Origin of the sequence: Rufibacter latericius, from assembly GCF_003721515.1 — a bacterium.
Taxonomy (GTDB): Bacteria; Bacteroidota; Bacteroidia; order Cytophagales; family Hymenobacteraceae; genus Nibribacter; species Nibribacter latericius.
Genome location: NZ_RJJD01000008.1, coordinates 357,578 through 377,722, shown reverse-complemented (window position 1 = coordinate 377,722; position 20,145 = coordinate 357,578). Strand labels below are relative to the sequence as shown.

The 20,145-nt window shown below is 50.0% G+C and carries 18 protein-coding genes and 1 tRNA gene; 5 read left to right on the top strand and 14 right to left on the bottom strand.

Annotation, left to right across the window (positions count from 1 at the left end; all coding sequences use genetic code 11):
- Positions 1-4 precede the first annotated feature (4 nt).
- Entirely contained in the window at positions 5-679 is a 675-nt protein-coding gene (locus EFB08_RS13630) for a class I SAM-dependent methyltransferase (RefSeq protein ID WP_165864895.1), read from the bottom strand.
- Between the two features lie 215 nt (positions 680-894).
- Positions 895-1,386 carry a CinA family protein gene (locus tag EFB08_RS13625; protein WP_123127505.1) on the bottom strand — a complete coding sequence of 164 codons (492 nt, stop codon included), beginning with the start codon at positions 1,384-1,386 and terminating at the stop codon, positions 895-897.
- Between the two features lie 167 nt (positions 1,387-1,553).
- Here EFB08_RS13625 and EFB08_RS13620 point away from each other — a divergent pair, with 167 nt between their 5' ends.
- Positions 1,554-2,273 carry a phosphatase PAP2 family protein gene (locus EFB08_RS13620; protein WP_123127504.1) on the top strand — a complete coding sequence of 240 codons (720 nt, stop codon included), beginning with the start codon at positions 1,554-1,556 and terminating at the stop codon, positions 2,271-2,273.
- Positions 2,274-2,392: 119 nt separating this feature from the next.
- Positions 2,393-2,474: transfer RNA gene (locus tag EFB08_RS13615), tRNA-Leu, on the top strand.
- 142 nt (positions 2,475-2,616) lie between these two features.
- Here the strand turns inward: EFB08_RS13615 and EFB08_RS13610 are convergent.
- The 6 genes from EFB08_RS13610 to EFB08_RS13590 form a co-directional block, all read right to left on the bottom strand.
- Complete coding sequence (locus tag EFB08_RS13610) at positions 2,617-3,450, bottom strand: hypothetical protein (protein ID WP_123127503.1); 834 nt, start codon at positions 3,448-3,450, stop codon at positions 2,617-2,619.
- A gap of 166 nt (positions 3,451-3,616) precedes the next feature.
- The gene (locus EFB08_RS13605) at positions 3,617-4,183 is read right to left on the bottom strand and encodes a DUF4468 domain-containing protein (RefSeq protein WP_165864894.1); all 567 of its coding nucleotides are present in this window, start codon (positions 4,181-4,183) and stop codon (positions 3,617-3,619) included.
- A complete protein-coding gene (locus EFB08_RS23525) occupies positions 4,128-4,586 on the bottom strand; it encodes a hypothetical protein (protein WP_165864893.1) in 459 nt (152 codons plus the stop codon). Before EFB08_RS23525 ends, EFB08_RS13605 begins: the two co-directional genes overlap by 56 nt.
- A gap of 277 nt (positions 4,587-4,863) precedes the next feature.
- Positions 4,864-5,532: an outer membrane beta-barrel protein gene (locus EFB08_RS13600; protein ID WP_123127501.1), complete on the bottom strand. Its 669-nt coding sequence runs from the start codon at positions 5,530-5,532 to the stop codon at positions 4,864-4,866.
- Between the two features lie 194 nt (positions 5,533-5,726).
- Positions 5,727-6,212 (bottom strand): hypothetical protein, encoded by a 486-nt coding sequence (locus EFB08_RS13595; protein ID WP_123127500.1) that lies wholly within the window; start codon positions 6,210-6,212, stop codon positions 5,727-5,729.
- Positions 6,213-6,380: 168 nt separating this feature from the next.
- Positions 6,381-6,635 (bottom strand): hypothetical protein, encoded by a 255-nt coding sequence (locus EFB08_RS13590; RefSeq protein WP_123127499.1) that lies wholly within the window; start codon positions 6,633-6,635, stop codon positions 6,381-6,383.
- 122 nt (positions 6,636-6,757) lie between these two features.
- Here EFB08_RS13590 and EFB08_RS13585 point away from each other — a divergent pair, with 122 nt between their 5' ends.
- Positions 6,758-7,468, top strand: coding sequence for a phosphatase PAP2 family protein (locus tag EFB08_RS13585; protein ID WP_123127498.1), 711 nt, complete (start codon positions 6,758-6,760; stop codon positions 7,466-7,468).
- Positions 7,469-7,622: 154 nt separating this feature from the next.
- Entirely contained in the window at positions 7,623-8,813 is a 1,191-nt protein-coding gene (gene fabV, locus EFB08_RS13580) for an enoyl-ACP reductase FabV (RefSeq protein WP_123127497.1), read from the top strand.
- Between the two features lie 162 nt (positions 8,814-8,975).
- On the opposite strand, the gene EFB08_RS13575 is transcribed toward fabV, so the two are convergent.
- The 5 genes from EFB08_RS13575 to EFB08_RS13555 form a co-directional block, all read right to left on the bottom strand.
- A complete protein-coding gene (locus EFB08_RS13575) occupies positions 8,976-11,312 on the bottom strand; it encodes a GAF domain-containing protein (RefSeq protein WP_123127496.1) in 2,337 nt (778 codons plus the stop codon).
- A 189-nt stretch (positions 11,313-11,501) separates the two neighbouring features.
- Positions 11,502-13,493: a type I pullulanase gene (gene pulA, locus EFB08_RS13570; protein WP_123127495.1), complete on the bottom strand. Its 1,992-nt coding sequence runs from the start codon at positions 13,491-13,493 to the stop codon at positions 11,502-11,504.
- A gap of 831 nt (positions 13,494-14,324) precedes the next feature.
- Positions 14,325-15,485, bottom strand: a complete 1,161-nt coding sequence (locus tag EFB08_RS13565; RefSeq protein WP_123127494.1) for an MFS transporter — start codon at positions 15,483-15,485, stop codon at positions 14,325-14,327.
- Positions 15,486-15,838: 353 nt separating this feature from the next.
- Positions 15,839-16,423, bottom strand: coding sequence for a thioredoxin family protein (locus EFB08_RS13560; RefSeq protein WP_123127493.1), 585 nt, complete (start codon positions 16,421-16,423; stop codon positions 15,839-15,841).
- Between the two features lie 95 nt (positions 16,424-16,518).
- On the bottom strand, positions 16,519-17,898 hold the full coding sequence (locus EFB08_RS13555) for a dicarboxylate/amino acid:cation symporter (RefSeq protein ID WP_123127492.1): 1,380 nt from the start codon (positions 17,896-17,898) through the stop codon (positions 16,519-16,521).
- Positions 17,899-18,138: 240 nt separating this feature from the next.
- Between EFB08_RS13555 and EFB08_RS13550 the strand changes: the two genes are divergently transcribed.
- The gene (locus EFB08_RS13550; protein ID WP_123127491.1) at positions 18,139-19,137 is read left to right on the top strand and encodes an enolase C-terminal domain-like protein; all 999 of its coding nucleotides are present in this window, start codon (positions 18,139-18,141) and stop codon (positions 19,135-19,137) included.
- Between the two features lie 76 nt (positions 19,138-19,213).
- On the opposite strand, the gene EFB08_RS13545 is transcribed toward EFB08_RS13550, so the two are convergent.
- The gene (locus tag EFB08_RS13545; RefSeq protein ID WP_123127490.1) at positions 19,214-19,756 is read right to left on the bottom strand and encodes a DUF4142 domain-containing protein; all 543 of its coding nucleotides are present in this window, start codon (positions 19,754-19,756) and stop codon (positions 19,214-19,216) included.
- Positions 19,757-20,145 lie beyond the last annotated feature (389 nt).

Here is a 20,145-nt window from a genome sequence, read left to right as displayed (position 1 = left end):
CCTATCACGCCCAATTAGTTCCTTGTGGCGGAATTCCCGATTTCTGCAAAACCTGCGCCCGAATAAAGCCTGCGTAAAAGAAAGCATCATGCCGCGTTTTATAGCCGATTTCCTGAAACAAGGCCTCAAACGGAGGTAGGCCGCGGGCGGAGATGTGGCTGACTACCCTGAAAAACCGGTACATGCCCCACAGCAACAGCTTCTGCCAAAGCGGCTGCGTTTTAGGGGTGCAAAAATCGGTGTGCAACCAAAGGCCACCGGGAAGTAGGGCTTGGGAAAGCCGCTGCATCATGCCTAAGGCCTGATCAGGGGAAAATAAATCCAGCACAAAAGGGGTGAGTACCACGTGAAACGTTTCGTGCGGCAACAGGTCTTTCTCGGTCCCTAACCTGAATTCCACTTCTGTTTCGGTGGCTACTTTGGCGAGCCTGTCTTGTGCTTTCCCCACCATTTTTGGGGAGGGTTCCAGGTACAGCACGTACCCCGGATTGCTCTGGCGCAATAGTTCGGGGAGAATCCAGCCGCTGCCGCCGCCTAAAATCAAAACCCGTGCATTGGCAGGTACGAGGGAAAGAAAATGCGCCTGTGCCTGCTGCTGCGCCTTTCCAAACACCAGCTTCGCCATTAGGTCATACACCGGCGCGATGGAGTTGAAATCAGGGACAGTGGAGGACGGCATGCGCGATTTGGTCTTTCTAGTTAGAGGCTGTTTTCGCGAAAGTACGGCAAAAACGCATGCTGTTGGGAAAAGGTAACCCCAAGCCATTTGTCCCCTCTAGTAAACAAGAAAGCGGCAGAAAGTCGTTTCAGGGCAGGTTTCCCAAAAGCAGGCTCTAAACGTTTTCGATTGTTATAAGCCTTGAAGGGCAGGGCCTTTGAATCCAAAACTCGCGCTTAGTGCTGAAAGTGGCGGTCTACGGTTTCGCTGAGTTTGTTGAAGATGAAATCCTCGGTCTGTTCCCGCATTTTCTGGGCATCGCCTTTGAAGACCTGGCGGTATTCTTCCACTTTGTCTTTGAACAGGATGGAGATAAAGGTTGTCCCGATGGGTTTCTCCGCGTTCTCTGAGCCACCCGCCCCGAAAAGCCCGGTTACCGCCACGCAGACATCGGCTTTCAGGAGTTTGTGGAGGCCCTGTACCATTTCGTTTGTGACTTGCTGGCTCTCGGCGGTGTAGAGTTTCAGGGTCTCGGTTTTTACGCCCAGTACTTTGGTTTTGGCGACGGCGCTGTAGGTGACCATGCTGCCCAGAAAGACATCGGTGGTGCCGGTGGCCTCACTCAACGCCGAGGCTAGGCTTCCGCCGGTGCAGCTTTCGGCGAAAGCCAGTGACAGGTCTTTGTCTTTCAGTTTCATGATGAGCTGGGTCAGTTCGTCTGGTTTCATACGGTTTGTTTTCGGCCTATGAGCATGATACTGCTTTTAGGGAAATGGGTTGCCGGCGGGCTACTCCCAACACGAGCCGGGCCAGATACGTACTTTAAGAATCTTTCAGTTTAAGAGCCCTTTTCAAGGAATATGCCTAAAACGACGGGGCTCCTGATCTTGACCCTATGAAAAAAAGATTTCGGAAATTCGTAGCCTCTACTGCTTTGTTCACGGTGGAGTTAGTGGTGACGTGGACAGCCTTCATTCTTTGCCTGGTGCTATTTTTCTGGCTGGCCAAGGAGGTGCTGCCGGGCCGTGAGCTCAAGTTTGACAGCCGGGCGTTTGCCTGGGCCGATGAACGGGCCAATCCCACCCTGACGGAGTTTATCAAAGGCATTACGTTCCTGGCCTCGCGTAATTTCATCTCGGGGGCGGGTCTGATGCTGATCGGGTATTTTCTTTTCGTGAAAAAGCACAAATGGTACTCGCTCAAAGTGCCGGTGATTGCCGTGGGTAGTATCACTTTGAACTTGATTTTGAAGTATCTGTTCAACCGGCCCAGGCCCTTAGTGCCGCACCTGGTAGATTCCTACGGTCTCAGTTTCCCTAGCGGCCACGCCATGATCAGCGCTTCTTTTTATGGCCTGCTGATTTACCTGGTCTGGAAAAGCGTAGAAGAAACGCCCTGGCGCTTTCTCCTGATCACCCTGCTGTCACTGCTGATTTTGTTCATCGGGTTTAGCAGGGTCTACCTGCACGTGCACTACGCCACCGACGTGTTAGCCGGACTCGCGGCTGGGCTGGGTTGGGTAATCCTAGCCCTCTTTGTCTTGAACCGCATGGAGAAATTCTCTAAACGGAACCTGAACCCCGTGGTGAAAGGAGAGGGGCAGGTAGTCTCCTAAAGCAGGTTTGTTTTGGAAAGTGGCCAAAAAACACAGGCAAAAAATTTTCTGCAAGGCTATTGCAGTTACCGAAAAAGTAAATACTTTTGTGCACCCTATCGCAAGAAGGGGGCATTGATGCGCAGGTGGCGAAATTGGTAGACGCACTGTCTTCAGGCGGCAGCGCCTTCGGGTGTGGGAGTTCGAATCTCCCCCTGCGCACATCACTAGAAAGGCCTTGTAACTGAAAAGTTGCAAGGCCTTTTTCTTTTGGTATATGGGTAATTTTAGGGTTGGCAGCATGGGTCCAAGCGGAAAAGGTACTATCATCTACTCTTCCAGTTACTTATAATCCTTTTCAACGTTACTTACAGGAATAGGAGTAGATGCGTTTTGTGGCAGGGAGGAGGAAGTCGCCCGGCAGGACTATGGAGGATTCTATCGGGTACCCTTCTTCATTGTAGTTGTAGCGGATGAAGTAGTCAGAAAAGCTGGATCCGAACTCAAACCTTCTGGTTATTTTGTAGCGGGTGATGTTCCCTGCGGAGAGAATGGGCGGGAGTTGGTCAACGTACCCGGGGTGTCCACCCAATGACATGATGGGTAAGGCTGGAAAAGGGTTTTTCTTTCCGTCAAAAGTGACATAGACGCTATCTACGTACTTCTTGGATGGATCAGGTAACTCGCCCTCCTCAGCATAGGTTGTTTTTATGATCTGGTACAATCCGTCCTGGCTGTAGTCATAGGTTGAAATGGACAGAGCATAGGACATGTCTTCGGTATGAATGGAGGTGAGGAAGAGTCTCCCGGTAGGGACATGATAGCTGTGAAGGTAGATAAACGTCTGCTTGCCTGAGGGTGTGTTGACGCTCTTGGTTTGCCTAACCAGAAAGCCTTTGTCATCATACGTGTTCTCCCAGGAGACATCATTGGACTCTTCCCTAGCCAACCGGCCTTCGCTGTCATAGGCCAGCGAGATTCCATAAGAAAAGGGCTTTCCCAACGAGTCTACTGAGTTGACGTTAATCCTTTCAAGCTGCTCCCGCTCATTGAAGGCGTAACCGTAAGAATGGGGCACGGAAGAGTTGGGGTAAGAGATGGAACTGATATGACAGGGCCCTTCAGGGTCCACGGGTGAGTCCTCTTGGCACCCGAACAGCAGTGGAATCAAAAGAAGGGAGAGAAGCAGTTTCTTCATTTTTGTTAGCGAGGGTTGGCAATCAAAATAGGCCTGTGAAATACAACCTGCAAAACCGAATGACTATATACAAATCTTTAGCCGGCATGCAGAATCAAAAAAGATAAAGGTACGCCTGAAGTTAACCGATAAATAAAGGAAGTGGAGGGGCCGAACCGATGATGGATTATTTTGATTTCAGTACCTTGTCTAATTCCTTGAATAGCGATTCAACGAAAGCCCGTGTCTGCTGCTGGTAACTAGACATGGTGCTTAGAAACTCTACATCATCCTTTTTGTCATCTGGAGGTGTTGGACCCAAAAACCTTTCGCCAGGAATGGGTTGGTTGCCCATGGTAAAGGTGGTATTGGTCACTTCCGCGCTATATCTTCCTTCCTGCAGGCTGATCTTCAAGTCGTACTCAAACAACACGGGCTTAAACATTCCATTGCTTTCTACGGTGATTTTTTGGATTGCATTGCGGACTACCACCTCCCCCTCAGACGTATTTTTCTGGTGTCCTTGAAGGGCTTTATAGTAGTTCTGTACAAAATCGTCTGCTAATACCTGTAGATCCTCCCTTGACGCTTTTGGCGCTTTTCCAGTGTGTTTAAATTTCACTGTCTGCACCGCCACAAGGATAGGCAGGAGCAGGAAGAGGAAGGAGAGAAGTCTTTTCAATGAATTTTGTATGGAGTTATCGGTAGTACTTCCTGTAGGTAGTTGTTTGTTCCCGTAGGTTATTATTGCCAAGGTGCTGCACTTCGGATCTGAAAACCAACTCCAGGGTGCTCCGCTCCAATCGAAGCACCTCATACCACATTCCACGGATGTATAGATACTTCTTATCTGCTGACTCCCTTAGTTGTAATCCTTCAGTTGTTGCGAAGAATGGGGTGCCATCAGGCATATTGAAAAGACTGAAAGTGAGAGAATCCTCTGAGAATAATAACCTAGTATGGCCAAAGAGAGCATTGGTGGAGGAGGTGTGCAAAAGTAATTTGTCATGGTTAAACTCTTCGGTCTTTACGTCGGTGATACTCCATTCCCCCTGCAGCATGGCTTTTACATCTGCCAAGGTTACTTCATCCTCATCGTCACCGCAGCTGGAGAATATTAGTAAAAGTAGCAGTAATAAGGGAAATGGTCTTTTCATTAGTGACAGAGTTTTTTGTAAATACCAGCCTAAACAAGCCAACCGGACGCTGATGGACCGTGTCAAAACCCATGAATGATATTCATCTTATAAATAAAGTGAGCCCGTCAAAGATGAATCGCTTCGCTTTTGGGCTTGATTCAGGTTTGATCCCTTTGGGAATAGATTCAAGACAAAATTGGCAATCAATATAAGGTGTGGAAAATAAAAAAGGAAAGCCGGCAACTCTCCTTTAATTCTATAATAGAATAATAAGTGATTTCTACTGAGCTTGTCCTTATTTGAGAGAACCTTTGTTTGTTCTGAACATCAAGCCAAAAGTCAAGGAGTTACCTCCTGCATGTTGAAGGTAGTAAGTGCCATTCCTTCTCTGAAAATACTTCTGACTGTCAATATCACGGCGATAATTCACAAATAAGTAGGCGTTATTGAAGTAAAAGCCTAGCTCGGCACCTCCTACAGGGGAGGCCATTAGCCCAGGAGTTTCTATGATTGTGCCTGGCTCGTAGTTGTTTTGGTTGTATTTGACGGGCACTATCGCAGCGTTTAAGGCCAAACCTCCTTCCACAATCAATCTTACATTAGAGGCAAGGGGTAGCTTGTAGCCAACCAGAGCAGGTATTTGGAGGTAGGTCACTGTCTTTGGCTTATTCTCATAGAAAGAACTCCCCACATGGTCGGCTCCCTTTACTATGCGATTCGCCTCAAACTTCAATTGAAAGGCCTTGCTTAGGTCAGTCCCAAGGACCACCCCTAAAGTATAGTCTTTATGCGGGACAAAGTCATCTCCACCGCTTCTGTGTAGATCTACTTCAGTGCCAGACACCGAAAACTTGGTAAAGCCTCCCTTGATGCCGAAATAGGTCTTTGGGGTGAATGGGCTATCCTGGCCAAAGGACGCTTTTGCTACTGCAAGAAGTAATAGGAGTGAGTAGAATTTCTTCATTTAATCTAAATTCTTAGTGGGCGATTTTGCGGCAAATGTACGCACTACTATCCTAGTGTTCCACTAAATGAATTTTTGAATCCTTTTGTCCAATACTTCTTCTATTTTAAGTTTTAACCCATGTATACCGCTTTTTTGTTATAGGTAGTCTGCAATGGTGTTTTGGGGCTGGTTTTGAGAAAATAGGGCAAAATCTACTGCCTTCCTTTTTTGAACGTAAAGATGGCCGCTACATCAAACGCCATCCCCAGGGTGAAAGCCGAAGCAAAAGCTGCCCGGGCATTTCTTACCTTTTTATCTCGTTCACCAGACTTTTGATGGTAAACCACCATTGCCTGTTTATACTCGTTGCTTAGTTGCTGAAAGGCCGCAGGGTCGGTTCTGGCAGCGGCCTCTAGGGCATATCTATATTCTAACGTGGGGTCATAAGGCTTTTTGTAAAGCCCCGGAGCCATCAGGTAGTATCCCGCACTGGCAATGTTCAAGCCTAAGCCCACCAACAAAAACCTGTCTGCTCTTTTTTTATAGGTATAGGGGTTAGTCTCCTGAGGGAGGGAGGGTAATGACAAATTGATGCTTTGAGGGGTAACAGTAGGCTTTGTGGCTAAAGCTAGGGTAGCCTGGGCCATCCCTCCGTAAGAAATGGTGAGGGCTAGTAAAACGAGTATCAATTTTCTCATATAGTTTAGTTTTTACTAAGATAGGAAACCTTTCACAAAGAAGGTTCTTTCCCAGGCTTGCTCTTTTGAGCAAATATTCTGATTTCAGGCTAAAAGCAAGATGAAAATCCCCATTCAAAACAAAGTCTTTCTGTAACTTCCTTACGCTAGTCTTTAGGAATTGACTTCTTAGCTAATCAACAAATGAGGCAAGCTGATCTGCTCCAGATAGAGATCAAAGAAGGGCTCCTCGGTGAGGGCGGTGATTTTCTCGTTTCGGTTTCTGGCTGGTGAGAAGTGGACCTCGGCAAAGAAATTTGGAGTCCAATAGAGTTGCACTTCAAACTCGGCTTCGGTACGGCTGGCCAGATGCCGGCCATGCGTCAGGAGATAGTCGGCCCGATCGGCGAAATCTAAGTAAAGAAAGCCCAGGAGATACAGCATGTTCCATATACGAAGCAGGGCAGAGGGACGGATTTTACGGCCGCGGCTTTCCGAAGGACACACCTTTATGTATCTGAGTGAGGTAGGTCTTGCGTAGAAAGCCTGAACCAACAGGATTGCCTATGCAGGAGAAAGTGGAAGATAGCGGCAAAAAAGCAGGGGCGGTGCTCACCGTCATCACGCTGCAGGTGGTGATTGCGTGGCTGGTGTTTGTGGGGTCAGTGCTCTTGTTTTTTTGGATGGCTACGGTGGTGTTTATAGAGCAGGAGAAAGAACTGGACCAAGCGGCTTTCGCTTTCGCCGGGGACATCACCGACCCCGAGACCACCGATGCCATGTATTTCATCACCTTCTTCGGGTCCAAGAACTTCCTCATTTTCGGGTCGCTGGGATTGGCGCTTTTGTTCCTGGTTTTCAGAAAATGGCGGTTTTACTCGCTCAAGATCATTGCCATCTCGGCTACTACCACGCTCTTCAACCAAAGCATGAAACTCTTCTTTGCCCGCCCTCGGCCCGATACCGCTTTCATGCAGGTGAATGGCAACAGTTTTCCCAGCGGCCATGCCATGATTGGTGGCGCGTTCTGGGGGTTGATCGTGTACCTGGTCTGGACCAATGTGCGGCAGGTTTGGCTTCGGTGGGTGCTGAGCATTCTGCTGGGAATCTGGATTCTGCTCATCGGCTTCAGCCGGGTGTACCTCAACGTGCACTATGCCTCAGATGTGCTGGCCGGGTGGGCGGCAGGCATCTTCTGGCTTATCATCGCTATTTTCCTGCTGAACAAACTGCAGCAACGGCTGGGCCGGAAAGTGGAAAAGCAAATAGAGGGCTGAGCTTTGATGCGCTTCTAAAAGAAAAATTCGGCCGGAAGAAGAAGGAAGCGGGCACCAGAGAAGTCTTTCTGATGTATTTTGAAATAAAAATGACAAATTTACGCCTGAAACTGACCTTACACCTGTACAGAGTTATCTGTCAAAAACGCATCATATGATTATTACGCCCAGAGTACGCGGCTTTATCTGCCTGACCTCCCATCCTAAAGGATGCGAGCAGAATGTAGTGAACCAGATCAACTATGTGAAATCTAAGGGTACTATTGACGGACCAAAGAAGGTTTTGGTGATAGGTGCCTCCACCGGTTTTGGGCTGGCTTCCAGAATCACCAGTGCCTTTGGGTCAAACGCCGCCACCATTGGGGTGTACTTTGAGAAACCATCGGCCGAGGGGAAACCGGGTTCGCCGGGCTGGTACAACACTGCCGCTTTTGAGAAACAGGCGCATGAGGCCGGGCTGTATGCCAAAAGCATTAACGGCGATGCCTTCTCTGACGAAATCAAGCAGAAAACGCTGGACCTCATCAAAACCGATCTGGGTCAGGTAGACTTGGTGATCTATAGCCTGGCATCGCCGCGCCGTGTGCACCCAAAAACCGGGGTCATCCATAACTCCGTGCTGAAACCCATTGGGCAAACGTTCTCAAACAAAACCGTTGATTTCCATACCGGCAACGTGACCGAGGTAAGCATCACCCCGGCCTCTGAAGAAGACATTGAAAATACCGTGGCCGTAATGGGCGGCGAAGATTGGGCCATGTGGATCGATGCCCTGAAAGCCGCCAATTTATTGGCTCCGGGCGCAACCACCGTAGCGTACTCGTACATTGGGCCGGCTCTTACGGAGGCGGTGTACCGCAAAGGCACCATCGGGCGCGCCAAAGACCACCTGGAGGCCACCGCCTTCACCATCACCGATACCCTGAAGGACCTGAACGGAAAAGCCTACGTTTCTGTGAACAAGGCCTTGGTGACCCAAGCCAGCTCGGCCATTCCGGTTATTCCCTTGTATATCTCCTTGCTGTACAAGGTGATGAAAGCCAAAGGAATCCACGAAGGTACTATTGAGCAGATTCAGCGCCTGTACCAGGAAAGACTGTACACCGGTTCAGAAGTTCCCGTAGACGAGAAAGGCAGAATCAGGATTGATGACTGGGAGATGCGTGACGATGTACAGGCCGAAGTAGCCACTCTTTGGGAGCAAGCCACCACTGAGAACCTTTCTGAGATTGGTGACCTGGCCGGCTACCGCACCGATTTCTTCAACCTGTTCGGGTTTGAAGTGGAAGGCGTAGAATACGGAACCGACGTAAACGAAGTAGTGGAAGTGCCAGGACTGGTATAAGCTGCTTTCCAGGTAAATCCTTTTTACCTTAGTATTCAGAAAGGACCCCGAAAACGAAAAGTAATAGCTCTTTACCGGAGCAGTTCTTTTCGTTTTAGGGGTCCTCTCTGTATTTCAGGCCAAAAACAGGCCGAAGAATTTGAAGCGAACCCAACCTCTCCTCTAAACCTTGATCTGCACCCGCAAAGCTTTGAGGCCACTAACGCCTTGCAGGTCTTCCACTTCCAGTTGTTCCACGTGTTCGGTTAAGATGCCTTTGTTCTGGAGGTATTCAATATATTCCAGGTACTCGTTGGCTTCGCGGACTTGGGAGTAGACAATGGCTATTTTTCCGGGTTGGGTGAGGCGTTCCTCGGTGTCCCGCACCAAGGCTTTGTCAATGCGCTTCTTCACGATCTCGTAGCGGATGTTATAGGCGCCGTCTACATCGAACTTGCGCTCGTCTTGCCGGAACCTAATGGCCAACGGCTGGCTGTGTATCAAAATCAGCTGGGTAGTTTCCAGAGGTACTTTCAATTTGGGCTTGAGAGCATGGGTGCGCTGAGCTACTTCACAAATCACCATCAGTTGCCAGAGACGCAGGTTCCGGAGAAACATCAGGTCAAAGGGCTGGTTTTCTACCAAAGACTGTCCCACATAGATGTTGAACTCCACGCCATCGGTCACAAAACGCTCAAAGTAATGCGGGTACATCTGCTGGGCGTTCAGTTCTTCCTGCTCCACGTACTCAGAGATGGTCTCGTTGATGAGCGTGAGGCTTTCCTCGAAGGCCTTGCGGCGTTTGTACAGAATGCCCAAGGTGGGGTCCATGGCGTTGCGATAGTCTTGGATGTGCGCCACCAACTCAGGATGGGTGACCTCCAGAAACTGGAACATGGGTTCTACCTGGGTGCGCAAAGTCTCAAAGATGGTGATGCCGTCTTGAATCAAAACGCCTTTTTTGAGTTGCCGCAGGTGCTTGGAAACCGAGAACCGCAGCTCGTCCAGAATGGGCAGAGAGTGAACCTCCACGGCTTTTTTCAGAATGCGCTCAGCTAGTTGCAGGTGCTCTACCAAGTCTCCCAAGATGGCAGTATTCCGCTCAGTACTAGAACCTCGCACATCGGCGACGGCGTAGAGCGGATAGACATCGGGGAAGATGATGGCTTCCATCTCTGGGTTTGGGGCAATGGGAGAGGCGTTGATCTTGTCCAGCAGGTTCATGGCGGCCTCCCGGAAGCGCCACTCCAGCACCGGATGGATGGCCGTGAACTTCTCCCTGATCACCGACTGAACCCGCGCCTCAATCTCTTCTGAGTTTCGGTTCACCGCCACTGAGAAAAGCGGCAAAAACTGCTCTACTTTGGTGATGGAGAAATTGTCCAGGTCGCCGGGATTGGGAGAACCAAGCTCCAAAATGCCAATCGGGTCATTCCCGTAGCGCAGCAAGGCCAGCACAATGTTCCGGATGCCCATGCTCAGCATTTCCTCCCGTACGCCGTCGGGAAGATGTTCGGTATTCTCTACGTTCTTGATGACCAGCGGCTCACCGTCTCGTACCAGTTCGTCATAAATGGCCTTAAAACCGGCGTAGCTGGAACTGGTGATCTCGCTCTGCAGCAGAAAGCTGTGGTTGATCTTGTTCCCGAAATTGACGAACGCGCTCTTGTTTTTATGGAAAGCCGCCACGCCCAACTGCAGGTGCGGCCGCTTGAACAGAACCCTGATTTTTTCCTGTAACTGCTCAAACCGGTCAGGGGCCAACATCACGTCGCGCTCCAAGAGGTCATTTTTCAAGGAAGACAATACCTCCTGATCGGTGACGTCCAGCAGGTTCATGATGTAGAAACCGCTGATCTCAAAATTCTGGGGCGGAAGCAACTCCATCCAGATGTCCATGTCCCGGATGTTGTCCAGCATGGTCTGAATATCTTCCTCGCTCAGCTCTGGGAGCGATTGGGTGAGCGTGATGTCCAGAAACTGGGTGTTGAGCACCACGTTGTAGTGGCGGTACAGGCCCAGTTGGTAGTCAGGAACGGTATAGATCAGGAACTCCTCGTGCGGTACCTGCACCTGGTAGAATTTCTCCAGGATCATGAGGTACACCATGCGCACCCGGTTGAAAAGCATGCGGTGCTCATCAATGTTGAGGGGGCGTTTGAGGTGTTTGTTCTCGTTGAGGATGATCTGCTTGAAAGGCTGCGTGTAGTAGAAACTGGCATCGTACCGAGGACCCACCGCGCCGCTGGCCTCTGATTCATGCGTGGCCGGCGGAAAAATGGCCGTCATGAGCAGATCAATCAGGCACGTATGCTGCGGACCCAGGGCGTTCAGATCAGTGATCGGCTCCAGAATCTCCGGAATCTCTTTCAACTGCCGGCTGATTTCCTGGGCACAGAGCATAAAGCTGCTTTTGCAGTCGTCTTCAAACCGCTGCCAATAGGAAATGATGGGTTTCAGGCTTAAATAAGCCGTAAACGGAAACGAAGTAACACTAATCTGATAGTCGTTGGGTTGCATACAGGGCTTTTAACGCAAAAACCAGTACCCAGATACAAAATAAGCCGATCAGTCGTAATCCAGGATTTGATAAGGCGAGAATGCACCTGAAAAAACGGAACATCGCTTCCCAAGGCCAGCCTGTTTTTAACTCCTTTTTATAAAAACGGCCTTAAATCAACCCGAAAGAAATCCTGACCGAACGCTGCCCTATTTCTGGAACAGCACCACCATAGATACCGGCGGAACCGCAATCTGGCCTTTCACGGTGCGTCCGCCTTCCAGTTGAATGGTCTCGCCCTCGGCGGCTATTGTCCATTCTCCGTTCAGCCGAATATCGGCGGCAGTTTCGCGGCTATTGTAATACACCAGAATGTTTTTCCAGGAATCACCGTTGGCATGGTCTTTCAACTGATATCCTACCAGACCCGGATAGGTGGTCTTGAACTCCAGGTGTTTGGTCACCAGCTGGGCAGTAGGCATCCGGAACGCGGGGTGCGCTTTGCGCAGGGCAATAAGGTTTTTGTAATAAGTGAATACCTCAGGGTAAGCCGATTTCCAGTTCCAGTTGATCTGGTTGATGGCATCGGGGAGGTTGTAGCTGTTGTGTTCGCCGTTTTTGGTGCGCAACATTTCTACGCCCGCGTGCAGAAAGGCAGTTCCCTGCGAGGTAAGCACGATGGCGTTTGAGAGCAGGTGCATTCTCTGGAGCTGTTTGGAAGTGGCCTCAGGGTTGGAGGCCTTCAGCTTGTCAAACAAGGTGAGGTTATCATGGCACGATACATAGGAAACAGCCTGCCACGGCTCGCGCGCCCAAAAGGCTTTGGAGTAATTGACCTTTTTGATGTCAACCTGCGGATGCGGCACGCTGCCCACCACCCCAAATTTGATGGCTTCCTCGGTGTCTTTGGCGCCGCTCACAAATCCTTTTCCCTTCTCATTGAAGACCGATCCCTTAATGGCATCTCTTATGTCGTCTGAAAAGGCGGCCACGTGGGTAAGAAGATGGGTATTGGCTTTCAGGGCTTTTGCATTATCGGGAAGGGGGCTGCTTCCGGCTGTCCAGCCTTCTCCGTAGATAATAATGTTGGGGTTGATTTTCTTCAGCTCCGCCGATAGCTGGTTCATGGTTTCCAGATCATGAATGGCCATCAAATCGAATCGGAACCCATCCAAGTGATACTCACGGGCCCAGAACTTGCAGGACTCAATGATGAACTTGCGGGCCATGGCACGTTCGCTGGCGGTCTCGTTTCCGCAAGCCGAAGCGTCTGAGTATTTCCCGTCGGGGGTTTGGCGGTAATAATAGTCGGGGAACTCCAGGTTGAAGTTAGAGCCTTTCGTGAGGCCGGTATGGTTGTACACCACGTCCAACACCACTCCCAGACCCTGGTCATGGAAGCCCTTTACCATCTGCTTGAATTCTTTAATCCGCACCTCGGCCCGGAAAGGGTCAGAGGCATAGGACCCCTCGGGCACGTTGTAGTTCTGCGGATCGTAGCCCCAGTTGAATTGGGGTTTGGCAAGGTTGGCCTCATCTACAGACCGGTAGTCAAAAGCAGGCAGCAGGTGGATGTGCGTCACGCCCAATTCCTTCATGTGGTCAATACCCGTGGCCAGTCCTTCTTTATTTTTGGTACCCGTCTCTACCATGCCCAGAAACTTGCCGGGTTTCGTGCTCCCCGATGTAGCATGGGTGGTGATGTCCCGTACATGCGCTTCCCACAACACCACGTCATTTGGCGATTTCACCACGGGACCTTTGTCCTGCTTCCAGCCTTCGGGGTTGGTAGAGGCCAGATCCAGAACCATTGCCCGATGCCCATTCACGCCCACCGCAGTAGCATAGATTCCGGGGGTTTCGTCCAGCCAATGCCCGCTGACTTTGACATGGTACGTGTAATAAACGCCTTGTAGATCCTTCTTCACCGTAAGCGACCAGAGGCCTTTTTCCCCTTTAACCATGGGGAAGCCTTCCCGGGCAGATCCACCATCTCCCTTGTCATACAGCTTCACTACCACTTCCTCTGCCACCGGCGACCACAACTTGAACGCAGTACCCTGGGGTGAATATTCCGTCCAAAGGTTGGCTTCCACCGGAGTGGGATATTGGTCAAACTTATGGGTTTGTGCCCAAAGGGTGGCAGAGGTCATCAGGAACAGAAGGGAAAAGAGTAAAGAATTCAGTTTACGGCGTTTCATAAGATTGGTAAAAACAAAAACAGATGCCAGGTGAAAACTACAGAATCGCCCTTGTATTTGCCTTGTGAAAAAAGGAAAATATCTAACAAAATCCCACAAAGGCTCTTACCTGAAAGATTAAACCCAGAAAAGCAGCTTCTTGCTTGTTTTTAGTAAAACAGGCAAAAAATGATTCTGCACTTGTCCAAGGAAAGGATTTCTGTTCTCGCATAGCGAAGTAGGCAATAATTCATATAGGTCGTACAATGAGCAATAGGCTAGGCGCATGCGTACCTAGCCTATTGCTCATTGTAAGTAGTACCGTTTCTAAGAGCAGTGGCATAAGTAAACCATGAAACAGAGGAAGGTAGCCAAGTGGTACGAAGAGGTGAAGAAAAGACTGTCTGAGCGTCAGCCAGTTTCTTTAATTCTTGATTCTTTTGGTTAGGTTGAGCATCAAGGATCAACCTGACAAACCCCAGCAGGAAGCGGCTCCAGCCCTGAGGCTCGGTAGGGAAGGAAGTAGGAAGTCAGGACCCATAAAGAGGTTTGAGGCTATCGCCTCACTGATTTGCAAACTTCAGCCCATGGTAGGTCCAAGTCACAGACTTGAACCATGGTAATTATTAAACCATGAAAAAGGATCAGCAGAAAAAGTCATCCCCCTACCCCCTTCAAAGGGGGACATGCGCTTAAGAAACAGTAAGGAGGTCGTTGGTGAGAACACCAACAACGGGGACAAACAATAACAACGGCGGGCGCAGGTGAGTAGAGGGACTTTGTAAGTGCCTAAGAGGGAAAGCAGGCTCAAGAACTCCTCCCCCTATCAAAGCCTAGATAAGACCAAAGCCATTACCCTTCCTCCGTTTTAATCCGGCTTGAAAGCAACGCTACACTTATCCCCATCAAGGCAATGGTGGCAAACGAAAGCCGAAGGCTACTGATACCCGCCAACATCCCGATCAGGGGAGGGCCCACCAGGAAGCCGGCGAAGCCAATGGTAGAGACTGCTGCCAAGGCCATACTGGGAGCCATGGTTTTGCTTTTACCAGCCACACCGTACACCAACGGAACCACCGCCGATACACCTGCGCCTACCAGTAGGAAACCAATGATAGCCGTAACCAGGTTCGGGAAAGCCACAGAGATCGTGAAACCTATCGCCGTTAGGAGGCCGCTGAACTGCAGAACACGTTTCAGGCCCAGTTTCATGGTAAGCCAGTCGGCGATGAAGCGGGTGAAAGCCATGGTGCTCATGAAGGCGGTGTAGCCGGCGGCAACCCAGGCTTTCTCGGCGCCCACTACTTTCTGGAAATACACGCCGCTCCAGTCAAACATGGCGCCTTCGCATATAAGCGAGCAGAAGGCAATCAGGCCCAGGCCCATGAGGGATTTGTCTGGTTTCACAAAGAGCGGCTGATCGGCGGGTACTGGGGCGTCCTTCGGGAAAGTATAAGGATAGGCAATGGCCGTTCCAGCCAGGATGACGGCCATGATGATGAAAAAATGCTCCAACGGTTCTACATCGGCCCCAATCATAAGGGTACCAACGGCGGCGCCCGCAAAACCAGCCAGACTCCAGAGGCCGTGGAAGGAAGCCATGATGGATTTCTTGTACAGGCTCTCCACACCCACCGCCTGAGTGTTTACCGAGATATTGGCCATGTTGCTGGCAAACCCGAAGAGGAACAACACCGAGACCAGATGCAGAATGCTTTGGCTCATCCCAATCAACACCAGCGTGGAGCTGTACAGGAGCAAGGCAAAGGTCACCACTTTCCGGCTACCGATCTTGGAGGTAAGCCAGCCGGTGAACGGAAGGGAAAGCATGAGGCCCACCGGAAGAGCGAAAAGCACCGCGCCTAGTTGGGTTTCGGAAAGGTGAAGCTTTTGTTGGATGCTGGGAATGCGGGATCCCCAACTGGAAAAACAAAGACCCAACAAAAAGAACAGCGTACTAACGGCGATTCGATGGGCTTTTCTTGAAAGGGGGAGAGAAGCGGAAGAAAGCATGTACTAAAATGAAATTCAGGCAAAAATACATCTTTGTACGGGAAGGAACTACCAGAAGCCCAATTCAAGTCATCGGGTTGAAAGTTTCTTCCGCTGTTCCCGGGTGTAGGTTGGCTTGCTCAGTATAGATAGTTCAGGTCGGTTTTCGGCATCTTTACCCCTTTGATCCTCCGTTTTTGCCTTGTTTTTCTGGAACTGGGCGTGAAAAGGAAGATCTTAGGAGGAATTGCTTTGGCCCGATGGGGTAAAAAAGAACCTGCCTCCCTCCTGGAAAATCCAGAGAGGAGGCAGGTTCTTTTTTTTGAGCTTTAGTGAGTTTTATGCTTTTTTTCAGAAAAGAGGCTTACATCAGGTTACTTGGTGCTGTCGCCTTTAAGAATGGTGAGCATGTTCATTTCCAGGGTAGGATAGGCGGTTTCCACAATGCGGCCCACTTCCTTGCCCTCGCGGTACAGAATGAAGGTAGGAACGGCCGTGATGTTATCGGCTTTCTCTTCGCCGTTGAACCCGGATTTGTCTTCGCGCAGACTGATCAGGTTAAAGCGGGAGTGGGGGAAATGAGCAAAATCCAGCACCTTGTAAAACCGGGGAATATCGCGCTGGCTGTCTTCGCACCAGCTGCCCATGTAGCCTTTTACCGTCACGTTTTCCAGCAAAGGCACCAACTCGTCCATGATTTTCTGGTTGGGCGTGTAGCGCTGATAGGCCGGGTGAAACCAGGTGCTGTATGGGGCATTTTCAAATGCCGCGCGGTTGGTGGACCCGATCAGGATGTTCCCGTTTCCGGATTTGTCTTTCTCTTCCCGGTTCTTGTTCGCGTCAAGGCCGGTTTGACCAAGAGCCGAATAACCAGATTGATCAGCGGAAGAAGTAGCTTGGCGGGCGCAGGAGAAAACCCCCAGGGCCAGTATGGAAAGTAAAAACAATCTGAAATGCATCTTCAACAGTACGTTTGAAAAAGTAAATACACGGGGATGAAGGAGAAACGATATTTCTCGCGCAAAAGATATGCCTCCGGGAAAAACTTCAGGCCTTAGATGGTCTCCAAGGCACGCGGGGCGTCCAGATCCACGAACTCCCCTTCCCAACGGGCAATCACGGCAGTAGCCAGGCAGTTTCCGATCACGTTCACCGAGGTACGGGCCATGTCCATCAGTTCGTCAATGCCCAGGATGATGAAAATAGGTTCTACCGGCAGGTTGAAAGAAGCCGCGGTACCCAACAGAATCACCAAAGAAGCGCGCGGTACCCCGGCAATCCCTTTACTGGTGAGCATCAAGGTAAACACCATCAATAACTGCTGTTCCCAAGGCATCTCAATACCGGCAGCCTGCGCCACAAAGATGGAAGCTAGGGAAAGGTAAAGCGTAGAACCGTCCAGGTTGAAGCTGTAGCCCATGGGCATCACAAAAGCCACAATCTTGCGCGGTACCCCAATAGATTCCATGGCTTCCATGGCGCGCGGCAAGGCGGCCTCAGAACTGGTGGTGGCAAAAGCGATGGAAACTGGCTCCGCGATGGCCTGCACAAACATCTTCACCGGAATCCTGAAAATGAGCGCTACTGGTAACAACACCAGCAATAAGAACGCTATCAACGCCACGTACAGCGTAGCCAACAGCTTGAAGAGGTTCACCAGAATCCCGAAGCCCATGTGGCCCACGGTGTAGGCAATGGCCGCGCCCACCGCAATAGGGGCGAAGAACATGATGATGTTGGTGAACTTGAACATGGTCTCGGCCAGGCTCTCGGTGACTTCCAGCAACGGACGGCGCTTGCGCTCGTTCAGCATGGCCAGCGCAATTCCGAAGAGCACGCTGAATACCACAATCTGCAGTACCTGTCCCTCGGCCACCGATTTAGCGATGTTTTCCGGAAAGATGTGCAAAATGATGTCTTGCCAAGTTTGGGGCGGCGGCGCGGTGATCTCGTCGCTGGTTTGGCCTTTCAGCACAATGCCGTCGCCGGCCCGGCTGATGTTAATGGCGGCCAAACCGATGAAAAGCGCAATGGTGGTCACAATCTCGAAATAGATCAGCGCTTTTCCGCCCATTTTGCCTACCTGTTTCAGGTTAGAATGGCCGGCAATACCCACCACCAACGTCGCGAAAATGAGCGGCGCAATGACGGTTTTCACCATCTTCAGGAAAATCTTGCTTAAAACGTTCAACCCAGAAGCGAACGCCGGGAAACTGTAGCCAATCTCGGCACCCACCACCATGCTCACCAAAATCCAGGTAGTGAGGGATTTCTTCTGTTTGGCAAACAGCAGGAGCACGGCAATACCTACCCACCGGATGGCGGTAAGCACCATTTCAGGAAGTGCGATAAGGCCGTAGTTTTGACACAGCGTGAGCACAACTGCCACCGTGAGAATCACAAAAGCCGAGAGGGCGAGCGTGGATTTTTTCATAAAGGAGTTCAGTACTTTTCCTTTCCGAGGAAGGGAAAGCAGGGGTTTTTATTTGGTTGAGTAACCCGTCTTGAAGACAAGTTAAGGTATTGGAACCTACAAATATACTTTTTTCTTCCGGTTCGTAAAGAAGCCAAGCGTTCTAAGGCCGTTTTTGAAAACCGGAGGCAAAAACACGTTTTTTATTGGGCTTTGCTTCTTTTTTGCTACACTTGAACTTCGCAACCGCTACTTTTCACTATGCTACTATGGAATTTGGAGGCCCGGGACCTCACTTTGCGTTACACCTGGAAAATCTCAAGAAATGCCTCTGATGTCAAGACCAATCTTTTTGTAACTGTAGGTGATGATCGGTTTCAGGGAAGGGGAGAAGCCGCACCCAATACCCGCTATGGCGAAACCCCAGATTTACTGCAGCAGCAGTTCCAGACTTTGCAAGCCAACGGCCTGGATCAGGTGGCATCAGTAGAAGAACTCCAGCACCTCATGCGCCTGCATCCGGTGTTGCCAGCCCTTCGGTTTGCCATTGAATCTGCGTTCGTGCACTACCTCTGCCGAAAAAACGGGCAAACCGTCACCGAGTTTTTAGGGGTGACCCCGGTGTCTTCGGCCCCCACGGCCTATTCCTATCCTATCATGGAACCCGGTAAAATCGCCGCCTTTACCAAAGAGCACGGCCTGCATCGGTTTGAGTACCTGAAAGTAAAGGTAAACCAGGAAAGCGGCCTTCACATGCTTTCTGAAGTGGTGAAAGCCACCTCGCAGGGCCTGATTATAGACGCGAACGAAGCCTGGCAAGACCCAGATTCTCTGATGCGGTTTTTCGAAGGCCTGAAGAAGTACCCTATCCTCATGATCGAGCAGCCTATGCCCTCGCAACTAGAGGAGGAATACCTCTACCTTAAAAAGCGCTCGCCATACGACCTTTTCGCTGATGAATCTGTCACCGACCACGCCGATTGGGACCTGCTACAGCAGCAATTCCACGGAGTGAACATGAAACTGATGAAGGCAGGCGGCTACCTGAACGGCTTGGAAATCCTTCAAAAGACACGCTCTCTGGGCCTGAAAACCATGATTGGCTGCATGATGGAAACCTCTATGGCTATCTGGTCTGCCCTGCAACTGGCACATGGCGTAAACCTGCTGGACCTTGACGGAATGCTGGTAGTGAAAGATGAGCCCTTTCACCTAGTGCGCGAAGAAGCCGGAAGACTGTACCCTGTGGAGCAACCGTAAAAGGGACATAGTTATAAAAGCAAAAAGCCACTTGTCGGTTAAGGCAGGTGGCTTTTTGCTTAGAATAGAATTTGTTTTACATGGCATCAACCATGGTTTTTACCTGTTGCGCATGCTGTAAGTGTAACCTTAAGGCTGGCAAGGTGGCATCAATGAAGGTCTGAACCTCTGGATCGGTGATTTGTTGATCAGCAGTTTCATACAGAGTGATGGCTTCTTGGTGCGCCTGTACCTGGGCAGTGGCAAAGGCTTTGTCAAAGGCAATTCCTGACTGGCCTTGCAAACTGTTTACAATTGTCACCTTAGCCGGAGGCAAGGTAGTAGGAAGTTGCACATCTCTTTCATCAGCCATTTCCATGATTTTCTGAGCGGTCATTGTGTGGTCTTCCACCAGCATTTCGCCAAACATCTGTACATCATCTGTCTCTCCTTTGGTCTGGGCCATGGTGCCGGTAGTGATCTCAAACATATCACTTTGGGCCGCAGCCTGTAAAAATGTTGCTACCCTGGCGTTGTCCTGACCCATGTCTGCATCCTCATCATCGTCATCACACGAGACCATCACCGTGCAGCTTACCATTAACGCCCATAAGAGCATCCATACGTTAGTTTTTTTCATAGTAAATCTTTGTTAAACATGAATACAATTGTGTACGGCGCGAAAAGGTAAATGCTTTAAAAAGTGATACTTATTCCGGTATTTGGGTATAAACCATATTATGCATATATAAATAGTTTAATTTTTAAACATTGCCTTGGTTAATCTAACTGGTGTATAAATGGTGGATCTTTTTAGAAGATTTTTCTTTAAAAATCAAGAGCTTGGCTTAACAGATTTCCTAAGAGAGGATAGTGGACGGGTTAGTAGGATAACTGTAAGGATTTGCCCTTGTCCGGTCTATTGGCCAAGGCATTTTCTGCCCATGGTTTTCTTAAGAAAATGCCTCCTCTCTGTCTGAAAAGGTTTTCTGACAGAGAGGAGGCAAGAAGGATAAAGGAGGGAGTGAC

Coding starts and splice junctions, on each gene's coding strand:
- EFB08_RS13630 (WP_165864895.1), bottom strand. CDS start 679: ATGCCGTCCTCCACTGTCCCTGATTTCAACTCCATCGCGCCGGTGTAT.
- EFB08_RS13625 (WP_123127505.1), bottom strand. CDS start 1,386: ATGAAACCAGACGAACTGACCCAGCTCATCATGAAACTGAAAGACAAA.
- EFB08_RS13620 (WP_123127504.1), top strand. CDS start 1,554: ATGAAAAAAAGATTTCGGAAATTCGTAGCCTCTACTGCTTTGTTCACG.
- EFB08_RS13610 (WP_123127503.1), bottom strand. CDS start 3,450: ATGAAGAAACTGCTTCTCTCCCTTCTTTTGATTCCACTGCTGTTCGGG.
- EFB08_RS23525 (WP_165864893.1), bottom strand. CDS start 4,586: ATGAAAAGACCATTTCCCTTATTACTGCTACTTTTACTAATATTCTCC.
- EFB08_RS13600 (WP_123127501.1), bottom strand. CDS start 5,532: ATGAAGAAATTCTACTCACTCCTATTACTTCTTGCAGTAGCAAAAGCG.
- EFB08_RS13595 (WP_123127500.1), bottom strand. CDS start 6,212: ATGAGAAAATTGATACTCGTTTTACTAGCCCTCACCATTTCTTACGGA.
- EFB08_RS13590 (WP_123127499.1), bottom strand. CDS start 6,635: ATGCTGTATCTCCTGGGCTTTCTTTACTTAGATTTCGCCGATCGGGCC.
- EFB08_RS13585 (WP_123127498.1), top strand. CDS start 6,758: ATGCAGGAGAAAGTGGAAGATAGCGGCAAAAAAGCAGGGGCGGTGCTC.
- fabV (WP_123127497.1), top strand. CDS start 7,623: ATGATTATTACGCCCAGAGTACGCGGCTTTATCTGCCTGACCTCCCAT.
- EFB08_RS13575 (WP_123127496.1), bottom strand. CDS start 11,312: ATGCAACCCAACGACTATCAGATTAGTGTTACTTCGTTTCCGTTTACG.
- pulA (WP_123127495.1), bottom strand. CDS start 13,493: ATGAAACGCCGTAAACTGAATTCTTTACTCTTTTCCCTTCTGTTCCTG.
- EFB08_RS13565 (WP_123127494.1), bottom strand. CDS start 15,485: ATGCTTTCTTCCGCTTCTCTCCCCCTTTCAAGAAAAGCCCATCGAATC.
- EFB08_RS13560 (WP_123127493.1), bottom strand. CDS start 16,423: ATGCATTTCAGATTGTTTTTACTTTCCATACTGGCCCTGGGGGTTTTC.
- EFB08_RS13555 (WP_123127492.1), bottom strand. CDS start 17,898: ATGAAAAAATCCACGCTCGCCCTCTCGGCTTTTGTGATTCTCACGGTG.
- EFB08_RS13550 (WP_123127491.1), top strand. CDS start 18,139: ATGCTACTATGGAATTTGGAGGCCCGGGACCTCACTTTGCGTTACACC.
- EFB08_RS13545 (WP_123127490.1), bottom strand. CDS start 19,756: ATGAAAAAAACTAACGTATGGATGCTCTTATGGGCGTTAATGGTAAGC.